The organism is Alteraquisediminimonas sediminicola (assembly GCF_019740335.1).
Taxonomy (GTDB): Bacteria; Pseudomonadota; Alphaproteobacteria; order Sphingomonadales; family Sphingomonadaceae; genus Alteraquisediminimonas; species Alteraquisediminimonas sediminicola.
On sequence record NZ_JAHXZS010000002.1, the window covers coordinates 383764 to 403486 of the forward strand.

Below are 19723 nucleotides of genomic sequence, written 5' to 3' on the forward strand. Positions count from 1 at the left end.
TGTTTTACCAGACAACGAAACAAGCTTCACATACAGTTTATATATTTTGCGCATTATCATAAATTAACATCTCTAGAATTTCACATCTCGAAATTTTGATATCATTCCTTATAGAGGAATCCAAACATTGAATGGGTTTGAAAATAGCATTCAAACCATCGCCTTGAATTTCTTGCTCGATGCCAGCAGTTCGTCATACGTCCCATGATCGCTCAACCGCCCATGGTCGAGCATGAAGATCGTGTCACAGGCGCGCACAGTGCTCAAACGATGCGCGATCATAATGATCGTTTTCTGGTGGCTCAGCGCCTGCACGGATTCCATTACCGCCTGTTCGGTGATGGAATCGAGCGCGCTCGTAGCTTCGTCCAGCACCAGCACGGAAGGGTTATGATACAGAGCGCGCGCGATGCCGATGCGCTGGCGCTGACCGCCGGAAAGGCGCACGCCGCGCTCGCCGACGGTGGTGTAATATTGGTCAGGCATTTCGTTCATGACGAAATCGTGGATCTGGGCCATGCGGGCACATTCCTCGATCTTGACCATGTCGATGTCGCGCTTCGCCACGCCAAGAGCGATATTCTCCGCTACAGATGCATCAGCCAGAAAGATTGACTGCGGCACATAGCCCAGCGCCTGTTGCCAAGCCCGAAGGTTGTGATCGTCAATCGCCTGTCCATCGACAATCAACTGCCCATCCGTCGGCCGCAACAGGCCAAGAATGATGTCCACCAGAGTCGTCTTACCTGCCCCCGTACCGCCGACAAGGCCGATGGAGGCGCCCACGGGGATAATCAATTCCACTCCATTCAAGGCGTTCTTTTTGGCCTTGGGATAGGCAAAGACCACATTATCGAGCACGATTTCCAGCTTTGGCAAAATGGCGGTAGTCGTGACTTCCTGCAAAGGGGTAAAGGCAATCTCGGCATTGAAATCAGCCGTGATAGAATCCAGTGTGCCTTCACCAAAGCGCAGGTTACTCAATCCGCTATATATCCGCTGCGCCGCCGGAATCAGCTTGTATCCAGCCAAGGCATAAACGCTCAAGCCCGGCAGGACGATGCCGGACCCGCTGCTAGTAGCCAGCAGGACCAGCGCCAGCGCCAGCGCCCCACCAATCGCCACAGCCTCAATCAGATAACGCGGGGATTCACCAAGGGTCGCATTGGTCGCCTGATGTTGCGCGCAGCGCAGGGAGGCCGGACGAAACTGGTCCAGATAGACATTTTCGCGGCCCAATAGCTTTATGTCCTTGATCCCGCCAAAGGCCACGTCAATGGCGGAAAATCGTTCCTTGGTCGCGACTTCCAAATCACGACCCAGTCGTGACAGCAACCGCTTGATCGTCTGGTATATCAGCACGTAAAGGCTGCCAATTACCCCGCCAACCGCAAGCGCTAACACCGGATCAAGCGCGAGCATCATGCTCGTCATGATCATCAGCACAAGCGTATAGGCAATCACATACATTCCGGGTTGAAGTATCTGGGAGACCAAGGACTGGGAATCCAGCATGATCTTCTTCGTCAGGTCGCTGCTGTGATGTTCTAGAAAAAACTCATAGGGCTGGCGCAGATACATGGAGAGCAACCGTTCCGCGAGATGATGCCCTCCCACCTGCGCATAGAGGTTCATAGCATAGGTGGTGACGATGCGGATTGTCGCAGCGCTGATGATGATGCCAAAGGCGAAAAAGCCGACCGCCGTCAAAAAATTGTGCCGCCCGTCAAGCCCACTCCATTCATAGACATTTTTCGCCAACTTGTTCGTTTCAAGCGCATCGGGGTCACTGAGCAATTGGAAAAAGGGCAGAAGTGCTGCAATGCCGAAAGTTTCAAACATCGCCATCAAGACCACGAGAATCAACAACAGCCCGCCGCGTCGCTTTTCCTCACGCGTCATGAGGGCGATGGTCCGAGTGAGGGTATTCCACATTGATCAATTTGCTCCATCGGCATTCCTGCACCCATTACTCGGTCACGACGCGCGGGAAAAGCCACAAAAGAACCGCTCTAATGGATACTGACGAAGGGCTGCATCCCGGACACAGAATGCAGATGTGCTTCAGACCGCCACCCCGGCCCTGTGGCCATAATTGTCAGCTATCCAGCTGCGATAGCTGCCATCCATGATGGATCGCCACCAACTCTCATTGGCGAGGTACCATTGCAATGTCTGGGCAAACCAGTCTGCAAAGCCATGGGCGGGTGCATAACCCAGTTCATCCCGGATCTTCTTTTCATCAATAGCATAACGCCGATCATGGCCAGGACGGTCCGCCACATTGATCTTGAGCGATGCTGTCGCCTTCCCCTCGGCCGCTGGGGAGTCGGGGAAACGAGCTGCCAGCATGGGGTCATGCGCAAATGCCTTGTCAATCGCAGCGCATAAAGTGTCTATCACGACGAGATTGGCCAGTTCTTCCCCGCCGCCGATATTATAGCATTCACCGACCCGCCCCTTTCGCAGAACCTGCTCAATGCCACGGCAATGATCTTCGACATAGAGCCAGTCCCGTACTTGCTGCCCATCGCCGTAAATCGGCAAGGCGCGACCATGCAGGGCATTGGCGATAAACAGCGGGATCAGCTTTTCGGGAAACTGATAGGGCCCATAATTATTCGAGCAATTGGATGTCGTGACCTCCAGCCCATAGGTATAGTGGTAGGCGCGCACTAGATGATCCGATGCAGCCTTGGACGCGGCATAAGGCGAATTGGGCGCATAAGGCGTGGTTTCGGTAAAGGCCGGATCGTCCCTGCCCAAGGTTCCATAGACCTCATCAGTCGATACATGGTGGAAACGGTGCGGCTGGCCGGAACCACTATCCAGCCAATGCCGCCGCGCCACTTTCAACAGAGCGTGGGTGCCGAGCACATTGGTCTCGATAAAGACATCTGGCCCCTTGATGGATCGGTCTACATGGCTTTCCGCCGCGAAATGAACCAAGGTGTCAATGCGATGATCCGCCATCAGCCGGGCGACCAGCGCCTGATCGCGAATATCTCCATGGATGAAATCGACCTGATTTATACCATCCAGATTGGCGGCATTGCCCGCATAGGTCAGCGCATCCAGCGCAACGATCCCGTCCTTGGGATTCTGCTCTCGCCAGTAACGGACAAAATTGGCGCCGATAAAACCGGCCGCGCCGGTCACGAGAAGATTAGCCACAGGTCATGTCTTTCAATTGAGCCAGCATAAGACGGAGTTCAACTCGCCAATGCGCAGCAGGCTTGCCCAGTTGCACCCAGGTTGCATCCCTATCCAAAACGCTCAGGGCCGGGCGAGTTGCAGGGGTGGGATAATTACTGGTCGCGATCGGGAGAACCGGGATCATGCGATCCAGTAAGCCGATTGCATAAGCCTCTTCCTGAATGGCGACGGCAAAATCATACCAAGACGCAACGCCTGCATCGCTCACATGGGCAATGCCACTTGCTCCCCGCATGGCCAATGCCCAGATAGCGCGCGCCAGCGAGTCCGCATGGGTCGGGGTGCCGATCTGGTCCGCCACCACCCGCACTTCATCGCGTTCTGCCATCAGGCGTAGCATAGTTTTGACGAAATTGGTGCCCTGCACACCATAGAGCCATGAAGTACGCACGATCAGGCTGCCTGGCGCGCTCAGCGCCGCATGCTCACCCGCCCATTTGGTGCGGCCATAAACGCTCAGGGGCCGAGGCAGGTCATCTATTCGATAAGGTCGGGTACTCGCTCCATCGAACACGAAATCTGTCGACACCTGCACCAATCGCGCGCCAATTGCGCGCGCTGCATTGGCCAGATACCGTACCCCCTGATGGTTGATCCTTTCGGCCAGTTCCAACTCCTGCTCAGCACGATCGACGGCAGTATAGGCAGCCGCATTGACAATGAGATCGGGCCGCAGCGTCTCCATCATGGCCGTCACTGCCGCCGCATCGCCGACATCAAGCCCTGCCCGATCGAGCGCAATGATGTCTTCACCCGATGGTTGCGCCCGACATAATGCATGACCAAGCTGCCCGCCCGCGCCCGTCAGCATTATTCTCATGAAAATGTCACCGCATCTTGCAGCGAACGGCCCAATACGTCTTTTGCGGATAAAATTGGGGTCATATCGCCCAGCGGCCAGTCAATGCCCAAGACTGGATCGTTCCACCGCACGCAATACTCATCCTTCGGGTCGTAGAACGCAGTGCATTTATAAAGAAAATCAGTATCGTCTTCAAGCGTGACAAAACCATGGGCAAATCCCTGCGGCACCCACATCATCTTCTTGTTAACAGACGATAATTCCGCCCCAACCCATTGCCCGAAATAAGGGGAGGATCGGCGCAGATCGACCGCCACATCATAGGCCCGGCCCGCCGTCACTCGCACCAATTTACTCTGCGGCTGGTGCAATTGATAATGCATACCGCGCAATACGCCGCGCACCGAACGGCTGTGGTTATCCTGCACGAAATACGCATCCAGACCCGCCTCTGCAAAAGCGGCGGCATTCCATGTCTCCATGAAAAAACCGCGATCATCGCTAAACACACGCGGCGTTATCAGTTTCACATCGGGAATGCGGGTCGACTCAACAATCACCGCCCCCCCCTACGCAGCATGTCGAGCAGATATTCGCCATAGCCGCTTTTGCACAAAGGCACTGCAATCTCCTCAAACTGGGCATCGTCGATAAAGCCCTTGCGCCAGGCGATTTCCTCCGGACAGCAGATTTTCAAGCCCTGACGCTCTTCAGTGATTCGGACATAGAGGCCCGCATCCAATAGTGAACCATGCGTCCCAGTATCAAGCCAGGCAAAGCCGCGCCCCATCAGTTCGACATTCAGCATGCCCTGTCCAAGATACATGCGATTGAGATCGGTAATTTCCAGTTCGCCACGGGCCGAAGGCTGCACCTGACGGGCATATTCGACCGCCCGACCATCATAGAAATACAGGCCCGTCACGGCATAATTGGACATAGGTGCTTCGGGCTTTTCCTCAATCGTTTCCGCGCGCCCGTTCTCATCGAAGGATACCACGCCATAGACCTTAGGATCCTTGACATAATAGCCGAACACCGTCGCCCCACTAGGCCGTGCATCCGCAGTCTGCAACATTTCCGGCAAGCCGTGGCCGTAAAATATATTGTCGCCGAGGATCAGGGCAGATGGACGATTGCCAACAAAATCCGCCCCGATATGATAGGCTTGAGCCAACCCTTCCGGCTTGGGCTGAACCGCATATTCGATACTCATGCCCCATTGCGACCCATCGCCCAACAATTTGCGAAAGGCGGACTGATCATGCGGGTTAGAGATCACCAGCACCTCTCTGATCCCCGCCAGCATCAACACCGACAATGGATAATAGATCATCGGCTTGTCATAGACCGGCATCAATTGCTTGCTGACCGGGACCGTCAAGGGGTGCAAACGAGTGCCCGACCCACCCGCAAGGATGATGCCGCGACGCGCCGACACGTTTTTTCCAGAGTTTATCACAACTAGTTTCAATTCCAACTATCGGCCGATACTATATGGACCACGCATATACTGACTCTATCGACAATATCAACTCATTATAAAAGTAGTAATATGACCTACATGTTAACTATCAGTACAGAATTCTTAATACCCCCCCCCTTGGCATGGACATCAAAAATCATCGATTTGCCAGCATCTATACATGACACCACCATCTTTCATGCCATGGCGCAGAACACGCGTTACGGCCTTTCGAAAAAGAAAGTACTAGGGCGTGAACTTATAAAAGCAGATTGAATTCGAAGCCTCAGCGTGATTCACTCAACTTATGAATAGAGGAGCGGATGTCACGGCAACGGTATGAACTAACAGGCAGAGAATGGCACATCATTAAACCCTTGCTACCCAACAAGCCACGCGGCGTGCCCCAGGTGGATGATCAGCGGGTGCTGAAGGTATTCTCTGGCGCTTTCGATCTGGCTCATCATGGGCGGTGATTCCTGAGCGTTATGGACCACCGACCACCTACGACAACCGACTTGCCCGCTGGTGCAGTCGGGGCATGAGACCTGCTGCTGGCGACGGTTTCTGAGGGTTTCAACGGCGAACTGATGATGATCGATTCCCCCTGCGTGCGCATCCACCAGCCTGGGACGTTCCCGGGGCGGTCTCACCAACTCTTGTCCATGCTGAGGGACATCCGCCAGCTGATCTTCCCCCTTCTGAGTGGTCCAAAATATCTGTTATTTTGGACCATGAAGGAGACAAGGAATGCCGTTCAAGAAGCACAAGCCGGAAGAGATTATTGGCAAGCTGCGTGAGGCAGAAATTGCACTGGCGCAGGGTGCGTCGGTCGGAGATCGGCGTGACCACACTCTACATCACGCCGGGATCGCCGTGGGAGAACGGATACAATGAAAGCTTCAACGGATCGCTTCGCGACGAACTGCTGAATGGCGAAATCTTCTACAGCCTCGCCGAAGCTAAAATATTGATCGAAGCTTGGCGGCGACATTACAACACTGTGCGCCCGCATAGCTCTCTGGGCTACCGGCCACCGGCACCAGAAGCCGCTCCATCGCCAGTGCCGCCCTCCGGTTACGCTACGCTCCACCTTCGGCCAACACTGGCGATGGAGGCGCAAATGCACTAACAATCAACTCGGACTACTCAGTGGGGGCCGGTCACTTGCTGCCATCAAACTCATTTGCACACACCTCTGGTGCACCACGCAATGAGACCACACCCTAGCGCAGTCCGCAACTCGCCGGGCAAGGCTCACAGGTCATAGGTACAGCAGGTCCTGTCCACCTATCCCGATTTTAGCCTATGATCCGCAATCTGAAAGGCCCCGCTACTGCACTTCCTTCATGGAATGGGGGCTGTTGTCGGGGCATTGCTAGCGAATCTATCCTATTTGCGCAGCCTTGCCTCCCATCGTCGCCCCCTAAAGCACCACGACCGTCCTGCAGTATTTTCTGGGGCGCGAGAGCATCCTGATTTTCACGCCGCATGGTACGGGCGGCCGCGTGATCTTGCTGGACCCGTGCGACCTGCATTTTAACTTCGTGCTGATCGTGGGCGAAAAGAGTAATTGAAACCTGTTGCATGCCAACCCTATCAAAGCGGGCGCCTATGCCGTCAATGGCTATGTGAAGATGGACCTCATACAGAACTTCGCCACGCATCATGTTCAACTGCTAAAGAATGATCGCCCGACGGGTTAATACACGCTGCATTTCTGTTATCGGATGTAATCTCGAAGAAGTTCGGCAAAGAGATCATCACCGCCTTTGATCGCAACAATCTCGTGGCGGCCCCGCATATTCCGCCCCTGCCCATATGTAAGGCCGCGATTGAGGCTATGGCCATACCGGGCAAGATCATTTGCACACTAGAAAAACAAAAAGCCGCTGGCATCCCTTCGCAGCCTTTGCTAAGCGCCTTCCCAAGCACCGCAACGTGCCACGCACCCGTAGCTCAGCTGGATAGAGCGCTGCCCTCCGAAGGCAGAGGCCAGAGGTTCGAATCCTCTCGGGTGCACCATTTGCGAACAAAACCGCGAACATTGCCTGTGGTACCCCTGCGCCCAGTAACAGTCTCGGCAAGCACCGTTTTGTCGCCTAAAACTCTTACCTCATCGTCATCTACTTCAATGCGAGCGATGATGGCGCGAAGATACGCCTTCCGCGCCAGGATCTCACCGTCATCAAGCTTTTGCCGCACCAGAGTAAACACAAAGATTCGATCGGGTGTAATGACGGCGCTGACAGATGCCTGCTCCGCAATGCGGCCAAGTGAAGCGTCGATAACGTCGCGCCTCGCCTTGAGGTTATTAATACACTCTTTCACCTCCTCATCCGTTTCGACAATTACGTCTTCGATCGCCTGATAGAGACGACTAAGTTTTTCTCTTATCTGGTTCAGTTCCGTAATCAGTGTACGCAGCCGCTCATCAACCGCGGCTTCTTTTGCTGCGCTCCGCTCAACCAAAGCGCCAAGGACAGCCGCCATACGCTCAAGCGGCGATCGATATCATCGAGCAGCTGCCGCGCTGGGATAACTGCCCTTGGCTTGTGCCTAACCTGGAAACCCGCAAGCCATTCGTCACGTTAAAGCGGGCCTGATAGGTCCTCCACACATCTTACATTTTAAATCTCAAATTTCACTCTCCGGGCCGTGCGCCAGCGTCGTGCGGTCCGGGCTACCTAAAAGGATATGATGACCACCTGAAACTCGTAACTACTGACAAGACCGCTGCTGAGATGGCTGCCCTGTTCGACGAACTGGATTAACTGGATTGGGCATGTGGTCCCAAGGCCAGCAAGCATGATCGAGTCACTGTTTTGATCTGTGCATGCATCGATATCCATGCTGCTCGGGAACTCGCCAAGCAGTTAAGGGTATTCACCTACAGATTACGGAGATGAGGATGCACTATGTAGATTTTTACCTATCCTCTCCCCGAAGCTCTTGGCCATAGTTGAGAGTTCAAACTGCCCAGTCAAGATTTAGGCTGGGCTTTTTTTATCTATATTCGTAAATAGAACATGCCGATACTATACTATAAAAAACTTTGTTTTTTACATAAATGAAGTATGTTTTACTGACCGTGCGCCGGCATTGGAATCATCTTCCAATCTATTTTTACACGATTTAGTTTGTCGTGAATGTGGGGTGCACTGCACTCTAAAAAGTGATGGAGAGGCAAATGGCAAGAAAGCTGGCAGCAGAGTTCTTTGGTACATTCTGGCTTGTATTTGGTGGATGTGGATCGGCGGTTCTGGCGGCCGCCTTTCCGGCGTTGGGCATCGGCTTTACGGGCGTAGCGCTCGCATTCGGCCTGACCGTTTTGACGATGGCCTATGCCGTTGGCGGCATATCGGGTGGACATTTCAATCCGGCGGTCTCGTTGGGTCTGGCCTTGGCCAATCGGTTCAGCTGGGAGGAATTGCTGCCATACTGGATCGTGCAGGTCGCGGGCGCCGTCGTTGCGGGCGCAGTGCTCTATGCCATTGCATCGGGCAAGGCTGACTTCCAGACTAGTGGGTTCGCATCGAATGGTTTCGGGACGCTATCGCCCGGCGGCTATTCGATGCAGGCAGCGCTGATCATCGAAGTCATTCTGACAGCGGGCTTTCTGATCGTGATACTTGGATCGACATCGAAGGCCGTACCAGCTGGATTTGCGCCCATCGCGATCGGACTGGCACTGACGCTGATTCACTTGATCTCGATACCTGTGACCAACACGTCAGTGAACCCTGCGCGCTCGACCGGGGTCGCTATTTTCGCTGAAACAGGTGCGCTGAGCCAGCTCTGGTTGTTCTGGCTTGCCCCATTGGTCGGCGCGGCAGTCGGTGCGTTGATCTGGCGCCATATGTTGCAGGCAGATGAAACGTGGGAGCGAGCATAGGGCGCTTCAATGAGTTAGGATTTTGATCTCAAAAGGAGAACGATGATGGGCTGGATTATTGCATTGCTTGTGGGCGGTATCGCGGGCTGGTTGGCAAGCTTGGTCATGAATCGAGACGCTTCGATGGGCATCTTATGGAATATCGTGGTCGGCTGCGTCGGATCGCTGATCGGCAACGCATTATCAGGGCCTTTGTTCGGTATCCGAGGCAGTGTGCAAGCATTTTCGCTGACGGGACTGATCATTGCCTTTGTCGGTGCGGTCATCCTGCTCGGAATCGTTAATTTCTTCCGGCGCGGCAGCGTGCGCTGATCGCTATTGAGAGAAATTTGAGACTAGCTTCGTCGGAATGCTTAGGCCGAAGTAATCAGCAGGAGATTGAAATGAGTATGTTGGATGGAATCTTGGGGCAAGTCGGCAACAACGTCGATATCGCAAGTCTTGCGGCCAAAGTCGGTATTGATCCCGCGCTTGCGGAGAAGGCGGTTACCGCTTTGTCTACGGCGCATCCTCAGTCCGGCGACACTGTAACCGCCGCTGCGGCAGCGAGTGGTATCGATAGCGGCACGTTGACCCAAATCGTCGATCGCCTCGGCGGCGAAGGCGTTCTCGCCAAGTTTAGTGAGCTTCTGCAGAACAACCCGCAAGCGGCTGGGTTGCTCGGAAAGCTTGACCGGGATGGTGATGGCAATCCGCTGAATGACGTGCTGGGCATGGCCAAAGGGTTGTTCGGGAAAAATTGATGGATGCGATAGGCTGACATTGTCTGTCAAAGCAAAGGAGGATCGAACATGGCGCATAAATTCGAGATATATAAGGACAAGGCAGGAGAGTTCCGCGTTCGTTTCAAATATAACACGGAAACAATGTTCGCGACTGAGGGCTATGCGAGCAAGGCGTCTGCCTTAAATGCGATTGAATCCTTCAAGAAAAATGGCCCGAGCGCGCCTGTCGAAGACAATAGCTGACGGCGGATCACGTCAAGCCGGTGTGACAGGGAACTGCTCCCCGTCGATCGGCTTGATGGGATAGGTCTGAATAAGTGCTCAAATCCGCATAAGCATCGTAAATGCTGGTAATTAGGGGAAACTATGCTCAGTTATCCTGAAACTTAAGGGGGAGGGGATGCAATGAATCACAAAAATATTCAGCCCAGCAGCGTCGAGCCATTCCCGGTCCAGACGCGCTCATCCTTTGTCACTGACGAACTCAGCAAAATAACCAGTACCCTGAGGGAGGTTTGCCCTGTCGATGCGGCGATCAGCTTACATTTTGACGGTAAACTCCATCTTCATATCGATGTTCGGAATATGGAGAGTGTGATGGGTATTGAGGCTATGCTGCCGACACTGGGGGCGGGTTTGTTCCATGATATCCAGCGCGGCCCGACCCCGCATCAGCCATTTTTCCACCGCGTCAGCGCGATAGTTGATAGGTGACCCGACTACACCGACATACTTATCCCCGATCCGGGGAGTGGCGATACTAGTATCCAAGGTTCGTCGCGACTAATGTGAGCAGATGAACCTCACACAAATCGACCTATGGATTGGCAAGACATTTTTCCTGCCACCTATCATCAAACTCTGTCAGGTGACCGGTCAAAGCCAGTTTGCAGTATCTCGCCTATTATGGTTCATTGCCGCGTTGGACGGGTTTTACCGCGCAGATAATCTTCTTTCCTCAATCATGTTCGGCGGAATGAGCATCATCTTGATGGTGACGGCTTCGATGCGTGCAGATATGCCGACCTATAGCTCTGTCTTATTCAGGATGTTGTCGCTTGGATTTTTGGTCCTTGATCTCATCAAGGGGGCAAAGACTGGTAACTGGCTGGGGACCGAGTTTTGGCTATTCGTGCTGACGGCTGAATATGCCTCCACGATCCACACGATCCCGCCTCGGGAAACGAAAAAGTCGGCTGCTAAAGTTGTCGCTTCTGGACCATGATGCTTTGCTGAACTGTCGTGGAGGCAGGTACAACTCGTTAACGCTCTGCCCTGTTCATGCCGGTCAGGGCTTTGATGGATTGAGAATGGATGCAAACGACACCATTCACATTTGTGCTTCTTCGGCTAGGAAAAGCCGAGACATGCGGCCGAGGGCTTTTGCGAATGACGAACGTGGTTGGGATCAGTTGCGGCAATACTTGCGATCAACATACATCCGTCGGTCGTCTTTGACGTAAAAACAATCGCCGCGATCATCCCAATAGTAACGGCGTCCATCTGACGACACAGCCCCGATCACAGCCCCGGCCAACGCCCCAATGGCAGCACCTTCAACGGTGCTCACACCCGGGACGACAGCGCCAACCACTGCGCCGCCCGCAGCGCCAACACCAGCGCCGACAGCTGTATTTCGCAACGTACGGTCATTGGTTGAACATCCGCTGAGAGCAATGCTCATCACGACTGCCACTTCGACGATTCTAGATGTTTGCATGACGTCTCTCCTTTTTTCAGGCTTGACATGCACGTGTTGAAATCGACCGGGAATGAGGTTCGATTATAACAGGGATGCATGCAATGAACGTTAAGCCCGCAATAATAGCTTAAAACATGAAATATTTCAAACTTAATTCTCCATGTGAACATTTAGACATCATATTGATTAAGAGGGTTTTCACTGAAGAGAGGTGCCATTTTCATTGTTATGGTTGTCGAATGAAGCCCTGCACTACTTCAGATGATTTGTGAGTAGTGGGTCAGGAAAATGGTCCGCGTTTCAGAGACGCTGCATGGGTATGAAGGAGGTCGCTTTTCCATGTGCTATCCTACCAAAGTGCTTTGACTAGGTTGCGACCGAAATCTAATTTTCGCCCAGTTTGGGAAGTGGTTGGGGCGCGTTGGGTAGGTACATTGGTCTGGACCTACCTAGGGTCAGGACTCGTTAATCACAGCCAGAAGAGGACGGTTGCAGCGAGGGCGAGAGCGGAGAAGAAGACGGTTGGGCAGCGGTCGTAACGGGTCGCTGCGCGGCGCCAGTCTTTCAATCGGCCGAACATGATCTCTATGCGGTTGCGCCGTTTGTATCGGCGCTTGTCGTATTTGATCGGCAAGGATCGGGATCTCCGGCCCGGAATACAGGGTTTTATGCCCTTCTGCTCAAGCGCATCTCTGAACCAATCGGCGTCATAGCCTCGGTCGGCCAGCATCCACTGCGCCTTTGGCAGATCATCCAGCAAGGCCGCCGCGCCGGTGTAATCGCTGATCTGGCCTGCGGTGATGAAGAAGCTCAAGGGGCGGCCATCGGCGTCCGTCACGGCGTGAAGTTTGGTGTTCATGCCGCCCTTCGTGCGCCCGATCAGGCGCCCAATATCCCCTTTTTTACCCGCAGGCTCGAGGCCGTGCGGTGCGCCTTGAGATAGGTCGCGTCGATCATGACGGTCTTGGGATCGGTACTCTGAGCGGCCAGGCCCGCCATCATCCGCCCGAACACGCCCTTCTCGCTCCAGCGTTTCCAACGGTTATACAACGTCTTGTGCGGCCCATATTCGCGCGGCGCATCCCGCCAGCGCAGCCCATTACGATTGACGAAAATAATCCCGCTCAAAACCCGCCGATCATCAACCCGGGGCTTGCCATGGCTTTTGGGGAAATACGGGGCAAGCCGCGCCAGTTGCTCGTCCGTAAGCCAATACAGGTCGCTCATGATCAATCTCCTCGCGGAGGCTGAATCACATCACTGTCACTCAATCAATAGGTCCTGACCCTAATCGCCCATGCGGAATTCATCCCCACCTTTGGCATCATAAAAATTATTTTACGTTACAAATCCAATGAAATGTTAACGCTGCGCAAAATCAGCCGAAACCCAGCATGCGACGCTGATCGTTCCAGCTAAGAGGCACCTCGGCAGCCCGCAATAATCCACGCGCATTGAGCGTTTGCGGCTGTGTCCCGTCGAGTATGGCTGCGATGATGTCAGGTGCAAGATAGGCGATTCGTGCCATCCGAGCGAGATGTTTGAGGCTATACTCGTCTGCACACTGAATCTCATCAGCGTTCAGTTCCATCAATTTTCGTTTCGCCTGCTGCGCTTTTAGGATAAACGCAACAAGTCTGCCATCGCGTTTTGATGGGCCATCAGAATCACCTGACACAACCATCCGCAATTCATGACCACGCCGTTTAATCACATTGGCAATTGGGAGCGGAATTCGACTTGGGATCTGTGTATTTGCCGCGATTACCACCCCAATTTTACGCGCAAACATGACCGTATCGACATCGGCCGCCACTTCATCGCGCCCGGCTTCGATTTTGAGACCTAAGTCGAACAACACCCCTCGCAACGCCGAAGGTGGCATCACATCGATCTCCGCGCGCAACTGATCAATTGCATGCACGATCGACGACACCCCGTCTGACACCTGCAAATTCAGGACTAACGCCGCACGATCATCTAACAGCGCCTTGAACCCAGCAATGACTACAGGCTCAAGTTCCCCCGCTGACAAGCGGACTGCTCGAGATGAACCTGCAGCGCGCCCCACTTCCGTCATCGAAATATAATAACGATAGCGGATTGGCCCCTTGCTCGCATGGCTTGGCGTCATCGGGCGACCATAAATGTCGCTGATCATTCCCGCCAATATACTTGGCTGCTCGGCGCACACTTGATTACGCCGCTCGACCTTGTTGCAAGAAAGCTTGGCCTGAACTGCCGCCCAAAGGTCCTCCCGTACAATTGCCTGATGCTCGCCAGGATAGACTTCGCCCTTGTGCACAATCTCTCCGCGATAAATGCGATTGGAGAGAATATGGTATAACTGCCCAACACCGTAACGGTTCCCACCGGAGCTTTTGCCGTTGGACCAAGTTTGCACCTTGGTACGCATATTTTCACGATCCAGTGCCAGCTTTAGTGCCTTTACAGATCCCAGCCCGACATATCTCTGCATAATGTAACGTACGATTTCAGCTTCCGATTCATGCACGATGAGTTTTCGATCCTTGGCGCTATATCCAAGCGGAACGCGGCCGCCCATCCACATCCCCTTGCGCTTCGATGCTGCGATCTTGTCGCGCACGCGCTCACTGATCACCTCGCGTTCAAATTGAGCAAAAGAAAGAAGGACGTTAAGCGTCAGCCTGCCCATGCTGGTGGTCGTGTTAAAAGTCTGGGTAATACTGACAAAGCTCGCTCCCTCCGCATCCAAGATATCGACAATTTTGGCAAAATCCGACAGCGCGCGAGTCAGGCGATCGACCTTATACACAACAATAACGTCGACCTTGCCGGCGCTCACATCGGCCAGCAACTTTTTCAGGCCGGGACGATCCATATTGCCGCCAGAATAACCACCATCATCGTAATAATCTGGAAGCAACGTCTAGCCCTCGTGACATTGACTCATGACGTAGGCCGCACACGCTTCGCGTTGCGCATCAAGGCTGTTGAACGCCTGATCGAGCCCCTCTTCGGTTGATTTGCGCGTGTAAATAGCACAGCGAACAGGCTTAATTCGAGCCTGTGTCGTGATCATTGGCTGCTTAGCCATATACACGCCCCTTCCCCGTGAGTCCGAAGAAACGTGGTCCAGACCAATGAGTCCCAGTAATATGGCGAGCAACCTGACTGAGAGAACCAAAAACCTGATCTTGATATAGATACCCCTCATCCTGAATCAGGATCTGATGGGTTTTCCCCTGCCATTCGCGCACCAACAGCGTCCCGACCTTGAGTGTGGCAGCACGATCGACATTAACGGTACCGGTCTTCGCAAAACGCATTTCCAACCGAGTCAGTTCACGACTATGAGGTGATGATAGCCCTCCCAGTAACTGCTCCTGCAACCTGTAGGCTATACCGAGCGCGAGCATTTTCTTGCCGACATCGGGCGCCATAAAATTGAAAGTTTGAAACCATTTGTCGCGAAGCTGTGTAGGAGTCATATTCGCCAATGCCGCTAACTGCTGATCAAGCAAAGACATACTTAGTCTCCCGCAGTCGGGCTGATCGAATAATGTGTGGCACCGTCAACCTTGTGAGTTGAAATAGGAAAACCACGCTTGCGCAAACCAGTCAGGGCGGCGCGAGTTGTGTGAGGAAGCCAGCCGGTAGCTTCACCCATTTTTGCCAGATTGGTACCATCAGGGTGCCTAAGAAGTTCAAGCAGCAAGGACTGCTTACTACCCTCACGCGGCGGCATCACGGCTGGCACGGGAATTGTCCTCAAAAACCCCGGTTCTGACATTTTGTCGATAATATCGCGGCCCAGAGGGGTAATCGCGACCCCCGACTTCATCCCCTTCCCTTCACGCCAGACCTGGCAATCCTCCCTAACCGCTACCTCGATAGCAAGACCGCGCCTCATCAATCCCGCAATCGACCTATCTATCCGGGCATGATGTTTGTCGGCATCGGTTCGTACAGGTAACAAACTACCATTGTCTCTCTGACTGGCAGACACGAGTAAAATGATCTGCATTTCGCTGAGCTTCATAACCATCCGGGTGGTCCTCAATCATGGGGCAGCCTAATCTGCTCCCACCACCCGAAGCCCCGCCGATTCCTCGGTCAGGGCATGCGAGCGACCTCCACCCGCAGTAACGTTTCAATGACAACACCAATGCTCCGTTTGCGAACGAAGTCGAATGGATTGTTCCGCATTTCTATTAAGTTGATAACCTACTTTTCAAGGATAGCATCAACCTTTGCCATGGTAGGGCTGTCTTCCCCCGGTATTTACGAAATGTGACAGACTATTGAACCCGAGGTATCGGGTAAAGGATGCCGGGACAAAATACGGATCAGCACATAGTTAATATTACAGCCTTCCCCTTACAGCCGATTAGGCCGCCAGATCGAGGCGATCTTCGCTTTAGCTTTGCTCAACCGCCCAAAACTCACGGTCAAGATTTTCCGTTCACGTTGCATGAGTGTTATCTGCTCTGCTGTCAGGGCGCGCGGCCTGTGCAATCACTTTGCCACCAATTGCTCATCACGGGTCGATGCAACTAAAGTCTTTGCATAGTCGGTTCATGTGCTCATGGCCTGAGCAACATCAATCTGGCCCAGAAGCGTAATGCGGCGCAATTCGGTAAACACATGCATGAATAACGTGATAGATTGTGAGGTGCCAGCATATAAGCCGATAACCGTTAGGGCCAATGGATAATCCCCACACCAAAAGGCCGGAGCCATTAACGCACCCGATAACTTCGCCAATCCATTTTATACCCTTGATCGTAGGGGCTCCGTCCAGACAGAATACGTTCCCCACGGAAATCAGCCGTCAGCTTGCGGAAGTCCGGCAGACGGCCCATCTACTCATCCTGCTATCGTCAACTTTTTACGACGGCTAGGATTCTCAGCCTCCGCACGATTGTGGCCGAGACCAATTTTCACCGCCAGTTCCTTGCGCGTTTGTGCTGATTGCGGCGCCACCATCGGATAGCCGCTCGGCAAATTCCAGCGCTCCTTGTAATCTGCTGTGGTAATACCATGATCACAGATGAGGTGTCGCTTCAGCATCTTAAACCGCTTACCGCATTCAAGACAGGTGATGGATTCCGGCTTGATCGACGCGCGGATCGAGACCGCTGGCTCCCGCTTCTCATCCACCAGCGTTTCCGGTGTGTCAAGATTTTTCAGCGCGTTGTAAACTACAGTGATCAATGCGGGCAGTTCTTCGCTCGACACAGTGTTGCTTGAAACATAGGCTGCCAAGACATCCACAACATGCTGGAGAATATTGTCATTTTCCATCGAATCACCTTATGTATTGGATGTAATTCTCATGATCATAAAATCGTTTTCACACTCTCGCGCGAACCACATTTTTCTTAAAAATAAAAATTATAACAAGTATATACTGGAGTTTTAAATATAATCTTATTTATATATAGAAAAATAATTTAATTTTCCAGCACATACTTTTCAGATGCACCACCTCAGTAACCATATTTTCTTGCCTATTGGTGTAGGAAACAGGCCCTGCCCTCAACACTCCACGACAATAGTATCTAAATATAGCACACCTCTCATGATATTCACATTTTCATTTAAAATTTATACCCCTAATAGTCCAGCTCATCATGGCTCTCCTCTTGAGATCACAATCCTAACTCGTCAGCCGTAACAGTCGACTGCGACGGGTCAGAACTACTTAAACTCACTTAGGCTGAGGTTTCATGAGACTACCTCCTCTATGCCAAGCGCATCCAGCAGTGGCTGTAAGCCCGGCCCGTATTTCTTCCAACGGTCTACGGCGCTTTGATAAATCGGCTGACGCACTTGGGCGACACTCGCCGTCTTTACCGGACGGGTGGACGTATGGAAATCGAGGCATGTCTCATTCCAAGGCAAGCCAATAAAGTCGATCAGGCGACGTGATGCGGCTTCGGTATCCCGCACCATGTCTTCATATAACACGGTAGTCATCACCCCCGCTGGCAGGACGCTGTCCCAATGATCCATCAGGCTATCATATTGCCGATAATAGCGACCAATCTCGCCCAGATCATAGCTGTGGGGCATGTCATCCTTGAACAGCTTCGTGAATGCGGACAAGCATGTGTCAATCGGGTCGCGTCGCGTGTTGATGATCTTGGCATTGGGAAAGAGCAGATGAATCAGGCCGACGAAGAAATAGTTCGTCAACAATTTGTCGGTCACCTTTAACGCATCGCCCGCAGATGCCGTCACATCTGCCAGATACCGGTTGGCAAGAATATCATATTGCCCCGTGCTGAGTTCCCCCATTATATCAGGATATCGCGACAATGAGGGGAAGCGGTCGCGCAGGGCATGAAGCGAACGGCTCAGGTACTTGACCTCGCCCGCGCCAAACACATCAGGCCGACTTGAGATGATCTGCTCCACCAGCGTCGAACCCGAACGCGGCATCCCGACGATGAATACCAGACGATCAGTCGGATTGCCCGCAAAGGGACGGTTGGCAAAAATCTCCGACGGGAACGCCTTTTTGATCGTATCGAAAAAGCTGAATGTCTCTTCTTCAACATAACGAAGCTGGGCGCGCTTCAGCCGACCACCGGTCAAATAATGTTCCAGCGCGCGGCTATGCTGCCCCGTGTCGTCCAATGCCTTGGCATAGGCATAATGCAGTGGCAGCATCTGATCTGCATTTTTGTCGGGCGCCGCATCCATAATCGCTTCGATGCGATTGAATAGCTCTTTTTCCTGCGAAAAATCAACTAGATCATTGAGATTGGCATAAGCGCCATACATGGAATCGTTCAGCGCCAAGGCCGCCAGAATTTCCTGACGCGCTTCGGCGAGACGCCCTACGGATTTGAGCGCAACGCCATAAAAATTACGGGCCTCTGCGAAATCCTTGTCGATCTTGAGCGCGTCTTCCAGCACATTGATCGCCTCGTCATAGCGATCCGTATCGTGAAGGACGTGACCCAAAACGGTCATTGCCTCAACATTTTTCGGATCATCGGCCAGCACCATGCGACACGCCTGTTCCGACGCGATAAAATTGGACCGGCGCAACTGGATGCGCGCCGTGAGGATCAGGCTCTTCGCGTTGCGCGGGGCAAAAGCCAGCACATCCGACATGATGCGCAGCGCTTCGACATCCTTGTTCTGCCCATGATAGGTCGCAGCCAGATTATTATAGGCATCGATATATCGCGGGTTCTGCGCGATCGCCTTTTGCAGCGCATGCTCGGCTTGCTCTGTTTTGCCGCTTTCGCGCAGCAGCGTACCCAAATTATTATAGGCCTCTGGATATATTTCCCGGTACGCCAGCGCATGTTGATAGGCCTGCATCGCGCCATCGACATCGCCGATCATCCGTAGCGCATTGCCAAGATTATTATAGGCTTCCGGAAAGTCGGGATTGGTGGCCAGCGCCTGACGATAGCATTTGATCGCGTCTTCATATTCCTTGCGTTCGTAACGGATAATCCCGAGATTATTATGCGCCTGCGCGTTCTTGGGATCCAGCCGGACCGCATCCATCAAGGTGACGATGCCATCCGCAAGATGGCCACGCTGGCGTTGCACCTCGCCAAGGTTGGAATGATAGCTCGCAATCCGTGGCGCAAGCTTGATCGCGCGCTTCAGACTGGCGATGGCGTCTTTCGGCTTACCCTGCGCGTTGAGCGATACGCCAAGGATATTATGCGCATCTGATTGGCTGGGCGTATGCTCGATAATCTGACGGCAGACATTCTCAGCCTGTTTGAAGCGTCCCCGAGAATAGAGTTCGCCAGCAAGGTTAATTGCCTTCGCGGCACTCATCCGCATACTCCCCCGCTGCACCTTTTCGATTACTTCGTCATTGATGACGTCAGAATTTGCATTGCTCATCGGAATCATACCCATGGGATTAGAGGATTAACGAAGTTATGAACGACTTCGT

General features: G+C 53.2%; 19 protein-coding genes, 1 tRNA gene and 2 pseudogenes. 10 read left to right on the top strand and 12 right to left on the bottom strand.

Translation table 11 applies throughout. The features are described from left to right. Positions 1-150: 150 nt before the first annotated feature. From K6117_RS07905 to rfbA, 5 genes are all read right to left on the bottom strand, one after another. Positions 151-1935: an ABC transporter ATP-binding protein gene (locus tag K6117_RS07905; protein WP_221793645.1), complete on the bottom strand. Its 1785-nt coding sequence runs from the start codon at positions 1933-1935 to the stop codon at positions 151-153. A 129-nt stretch (positions 1936-2064) separates the two neighbouring features. Next, entirely contained in the window at positions 2065-3174 is a 1110-nt protein-coding gene (rfbB, locus tag K6117_RS07910) for a dTDP-glucose 4,6-dehydratase (RefSeq protein ID WP_221793647.1), read from the bottom strand. Continuing rightward, complete coding sequence (rfbD, locus tag K6117_RS07915; protein WP_221793649.1) at positions 3167-4036, bottom strand: dTDP-4-dehydrorhamnose reductase; 870 nt, start codon at positions 4034-4036, stop codon at positions 3167-3169. The genes rfbB and rfbD overlap by 8 nt, the downstream gene beginning before the upstream one ends. After that, positions 4033-4578 carry a dTDP-4-dehydrorhamnose 3,5-epimerase gene (gene rfbC / locus K6117_RS07920; RefSeq protein WP_221793651.1) on the bottom strand — a complete coding sequence of 182 codons (546 nt, stop codon included), beginning with the start codon at positions 4576-4578 and terminating at the stop codon, positions 4033-4035. The genes rfbD and rfbC overlap by 4 nt, the downstream gene beginning before the upstream one ends. Next, the gene (rfbA, locus tag K6117_RS07925; protein ID WP_221793653.1) at positions 4575-5459 is read right to left on the bottom strand and encodes a glucose-1-phosphate thymidylyltransferase RfbA; all 885 of its coding nucleotides are present in this window, start codon (positions 5457-5459) and stop codon (positions 4575-4577) included. The genes rfbC and rfbA overlap by 4 nt, the downstream gene beginning before the upstream one ends. 347 nt (positions 5460-5806) lie before the next feature. Here rfbA and K6117_RS14435 point away from each other — a divergent pair. From K6117_RS14435 to K6117_RS07975, 10 genes and pseudogenes are all read left to right on the top strand, one after another. Beyond that, positions 5807-6115 (top strand): annotated as a pseudogene (locus tag K6117_RS14435) (transposase); the annotation flags it as partial. A 118-nt stretch (positions 6116-6233) separates the two neighbouring features. Further along, on the top strand, positions 6234-6380 hold the full coding sequence (locus K6117_RS07935) for a hypothetical protein (protein WP_221793771.1): 147 nt from the start codon (positions 6234-6236) through the stop codon (positions 6378-6380). Then, positions 6322-6615, top strand: a pseudogene (locus K6117_RS07940) (integrase core domain-containing protein); the annotation flags it as partial. The gene K6117_RS07935 and the pseudogene K6117_RS07940, both read left to right, overlap by 59 nt. Positions 6616-7431: 816 nt before the next feature. Then, a tRNA-Arg gene (locus K6117_RS07945) sits at positions 7432-7508 on the top strand. 1165 nt (positions 7509-8673) lie between these two features. Further along, entirely contained in the window at positions 8674-9378 is a 705-nt protein-coding gene (gene aqpZ / locus K6117_RS07950; RefSeq protein WP_221793655.1) for an aquaporin Z, read from the top strand. 45 nt (positions 9379-9423) lie between these two features. Further along, positions 9424-9690 (top strand): GlsB/YeaQ/YmgE family stress response membrane protein, encoded by a 267-nt coding sequence (locus K6117_RS07955; RefSeq protein WP_221793761.1) that lies wholly within the window; start codon positions 9424-9426, stop codon positions 9688-9690. A gap of 71 nt (positions 9691-9761) precedes the next feature. Next, complete coding sequence (locus K6117_RS07960) at positions 9762-10121, top strand: hypothetical protein (protein ID WP_221793657.1); 360 nt, start codon at positions 9762-9764, stop codon at positions 10119-10121. A gap of 48 nt (positions 10122-10169) precedes the next feature. Further along, positions 10170-10346 (top strand): YegP family protein, encoded by a 177-nt coding sequence (locus K6117_RS07965; RefSeq protein ID WP_221793659.1) that lies wholly within the window; start codon positions 10170-10172, stop codon positions 10344-10346. 162 nt (positions 10347-10508) lie between these two features. Next, complete coding sequence (locus K6117_RS07970; protein WP_246604938.1) at positions 10509-10817, top strand: hypothetical protein; 309 nt, start codon at positions 10509-10511, stop codon at positions 10815-10817. Positions 10818-10899: 82 nt separating this feature from the next. Next, a complete protein-coding gene (locus K6117_RS07975; protein WP_221793661.1) occupies positions 10900-11328 on the top strand; it encodes a hypothetical protein in 429 nt (142 codons plus the stop codon). 183 nt (positions 11329-11511) lie between these two features. On the opposite strand, the gene K6117_RS07980 is transcribed toward K6117_RS07975, so the two are convergent. The 7 genes from K6117_RS07980 to K6117_RS08010 form a co-directional block, all read right to left on the bottom strand. After that, positions 11512-11823 carry a glycine zipper family protein gene (locus K6117_RS07980; RefSeq protein WP_246604939.1) on the bottom strand — a complete coding sequence of 104 codons (312 nt, stop codon included), beginning with the start codon at positions 11821-11823 and terminating at the stop codon, positions 11512-11514. A 451-nt stretch (positions 11824-12274) separates the two neighbouring features. Further along, positions 12275-13032 (bottom strand): IS5 family transposase gene (locus tag K6117_RS07985; RefSeq protein ID WP_221793663.1). Its coding sequence is split into 2 segments (ribosomal slippage): positions 12275-12699 and positions 12699-13032, totalling 759 coding nucleotides; the frame shifts between segments, so codons are not numbered across the junction. Positions 13033-13183: 151 nt separating this feature from the next. Further along, the gene (locus K6117_RS07990; RefSeq protein WP_221793665.1) at positions 13184-14713 is read right to left on the bottom strand and encodes a recombinase family protein; all 1530 of its coding nucleotides are present in this window, start codon (positions 14711-14713) and stop codon (positions 13184-13186) included. Positions 14714-14876: 163 nt separating this feature from the next. Then, on the bottom strand, positions 14877-15317 hold the full coding sequence (locus K6117_RS07995; RefSeq protein WP_221793667.1) for a DUF2924 domain-containing protein: 441 nt from the start codon (positions 15315-15317) through the stop codon (positions 14877-14879). A gap of 2 nt (positions 15318-15319) precedes the next feature. Continuing rightward, positions 15320-15835, bottom strand: a complete 516-nt coding sequence (locus K6117_RS08000) for a DUF3489 domain-containing protein (RefSeq protein ID WP_221793669.1) — start codon at positions 15833-15835, stop codon at positions 15320-15322. 821 nt (positions 15836-16656) lie between these two features. Further along, the gene (locus tag K6117_RS08005) at positions 16657-17094 is read right to left on the bottom strand and encodes a Ros/MucR family transcriptional regulator (RefSeq protein WP_221793671.1); all 438 of its coding nucleotides are present in this window, start codon (positions 17092-17094) and stop codon (positions 16657-16659) included. A gap of 423 nt (positions 17095-17517) precedes the next feature. Continuing rightward, entirely contained in the window at positions 17518-19602 is a 2085-nt protein-coding gene (locus tag K6117_RS08010; RefSeq protein WP_221793673.1) for a tetratricopeptide repeat-containing sulfotransferase family protein, read from the bottom strand. Between the last annotated feature and the right edge of the window lie 121 nt (positions 19603-19723).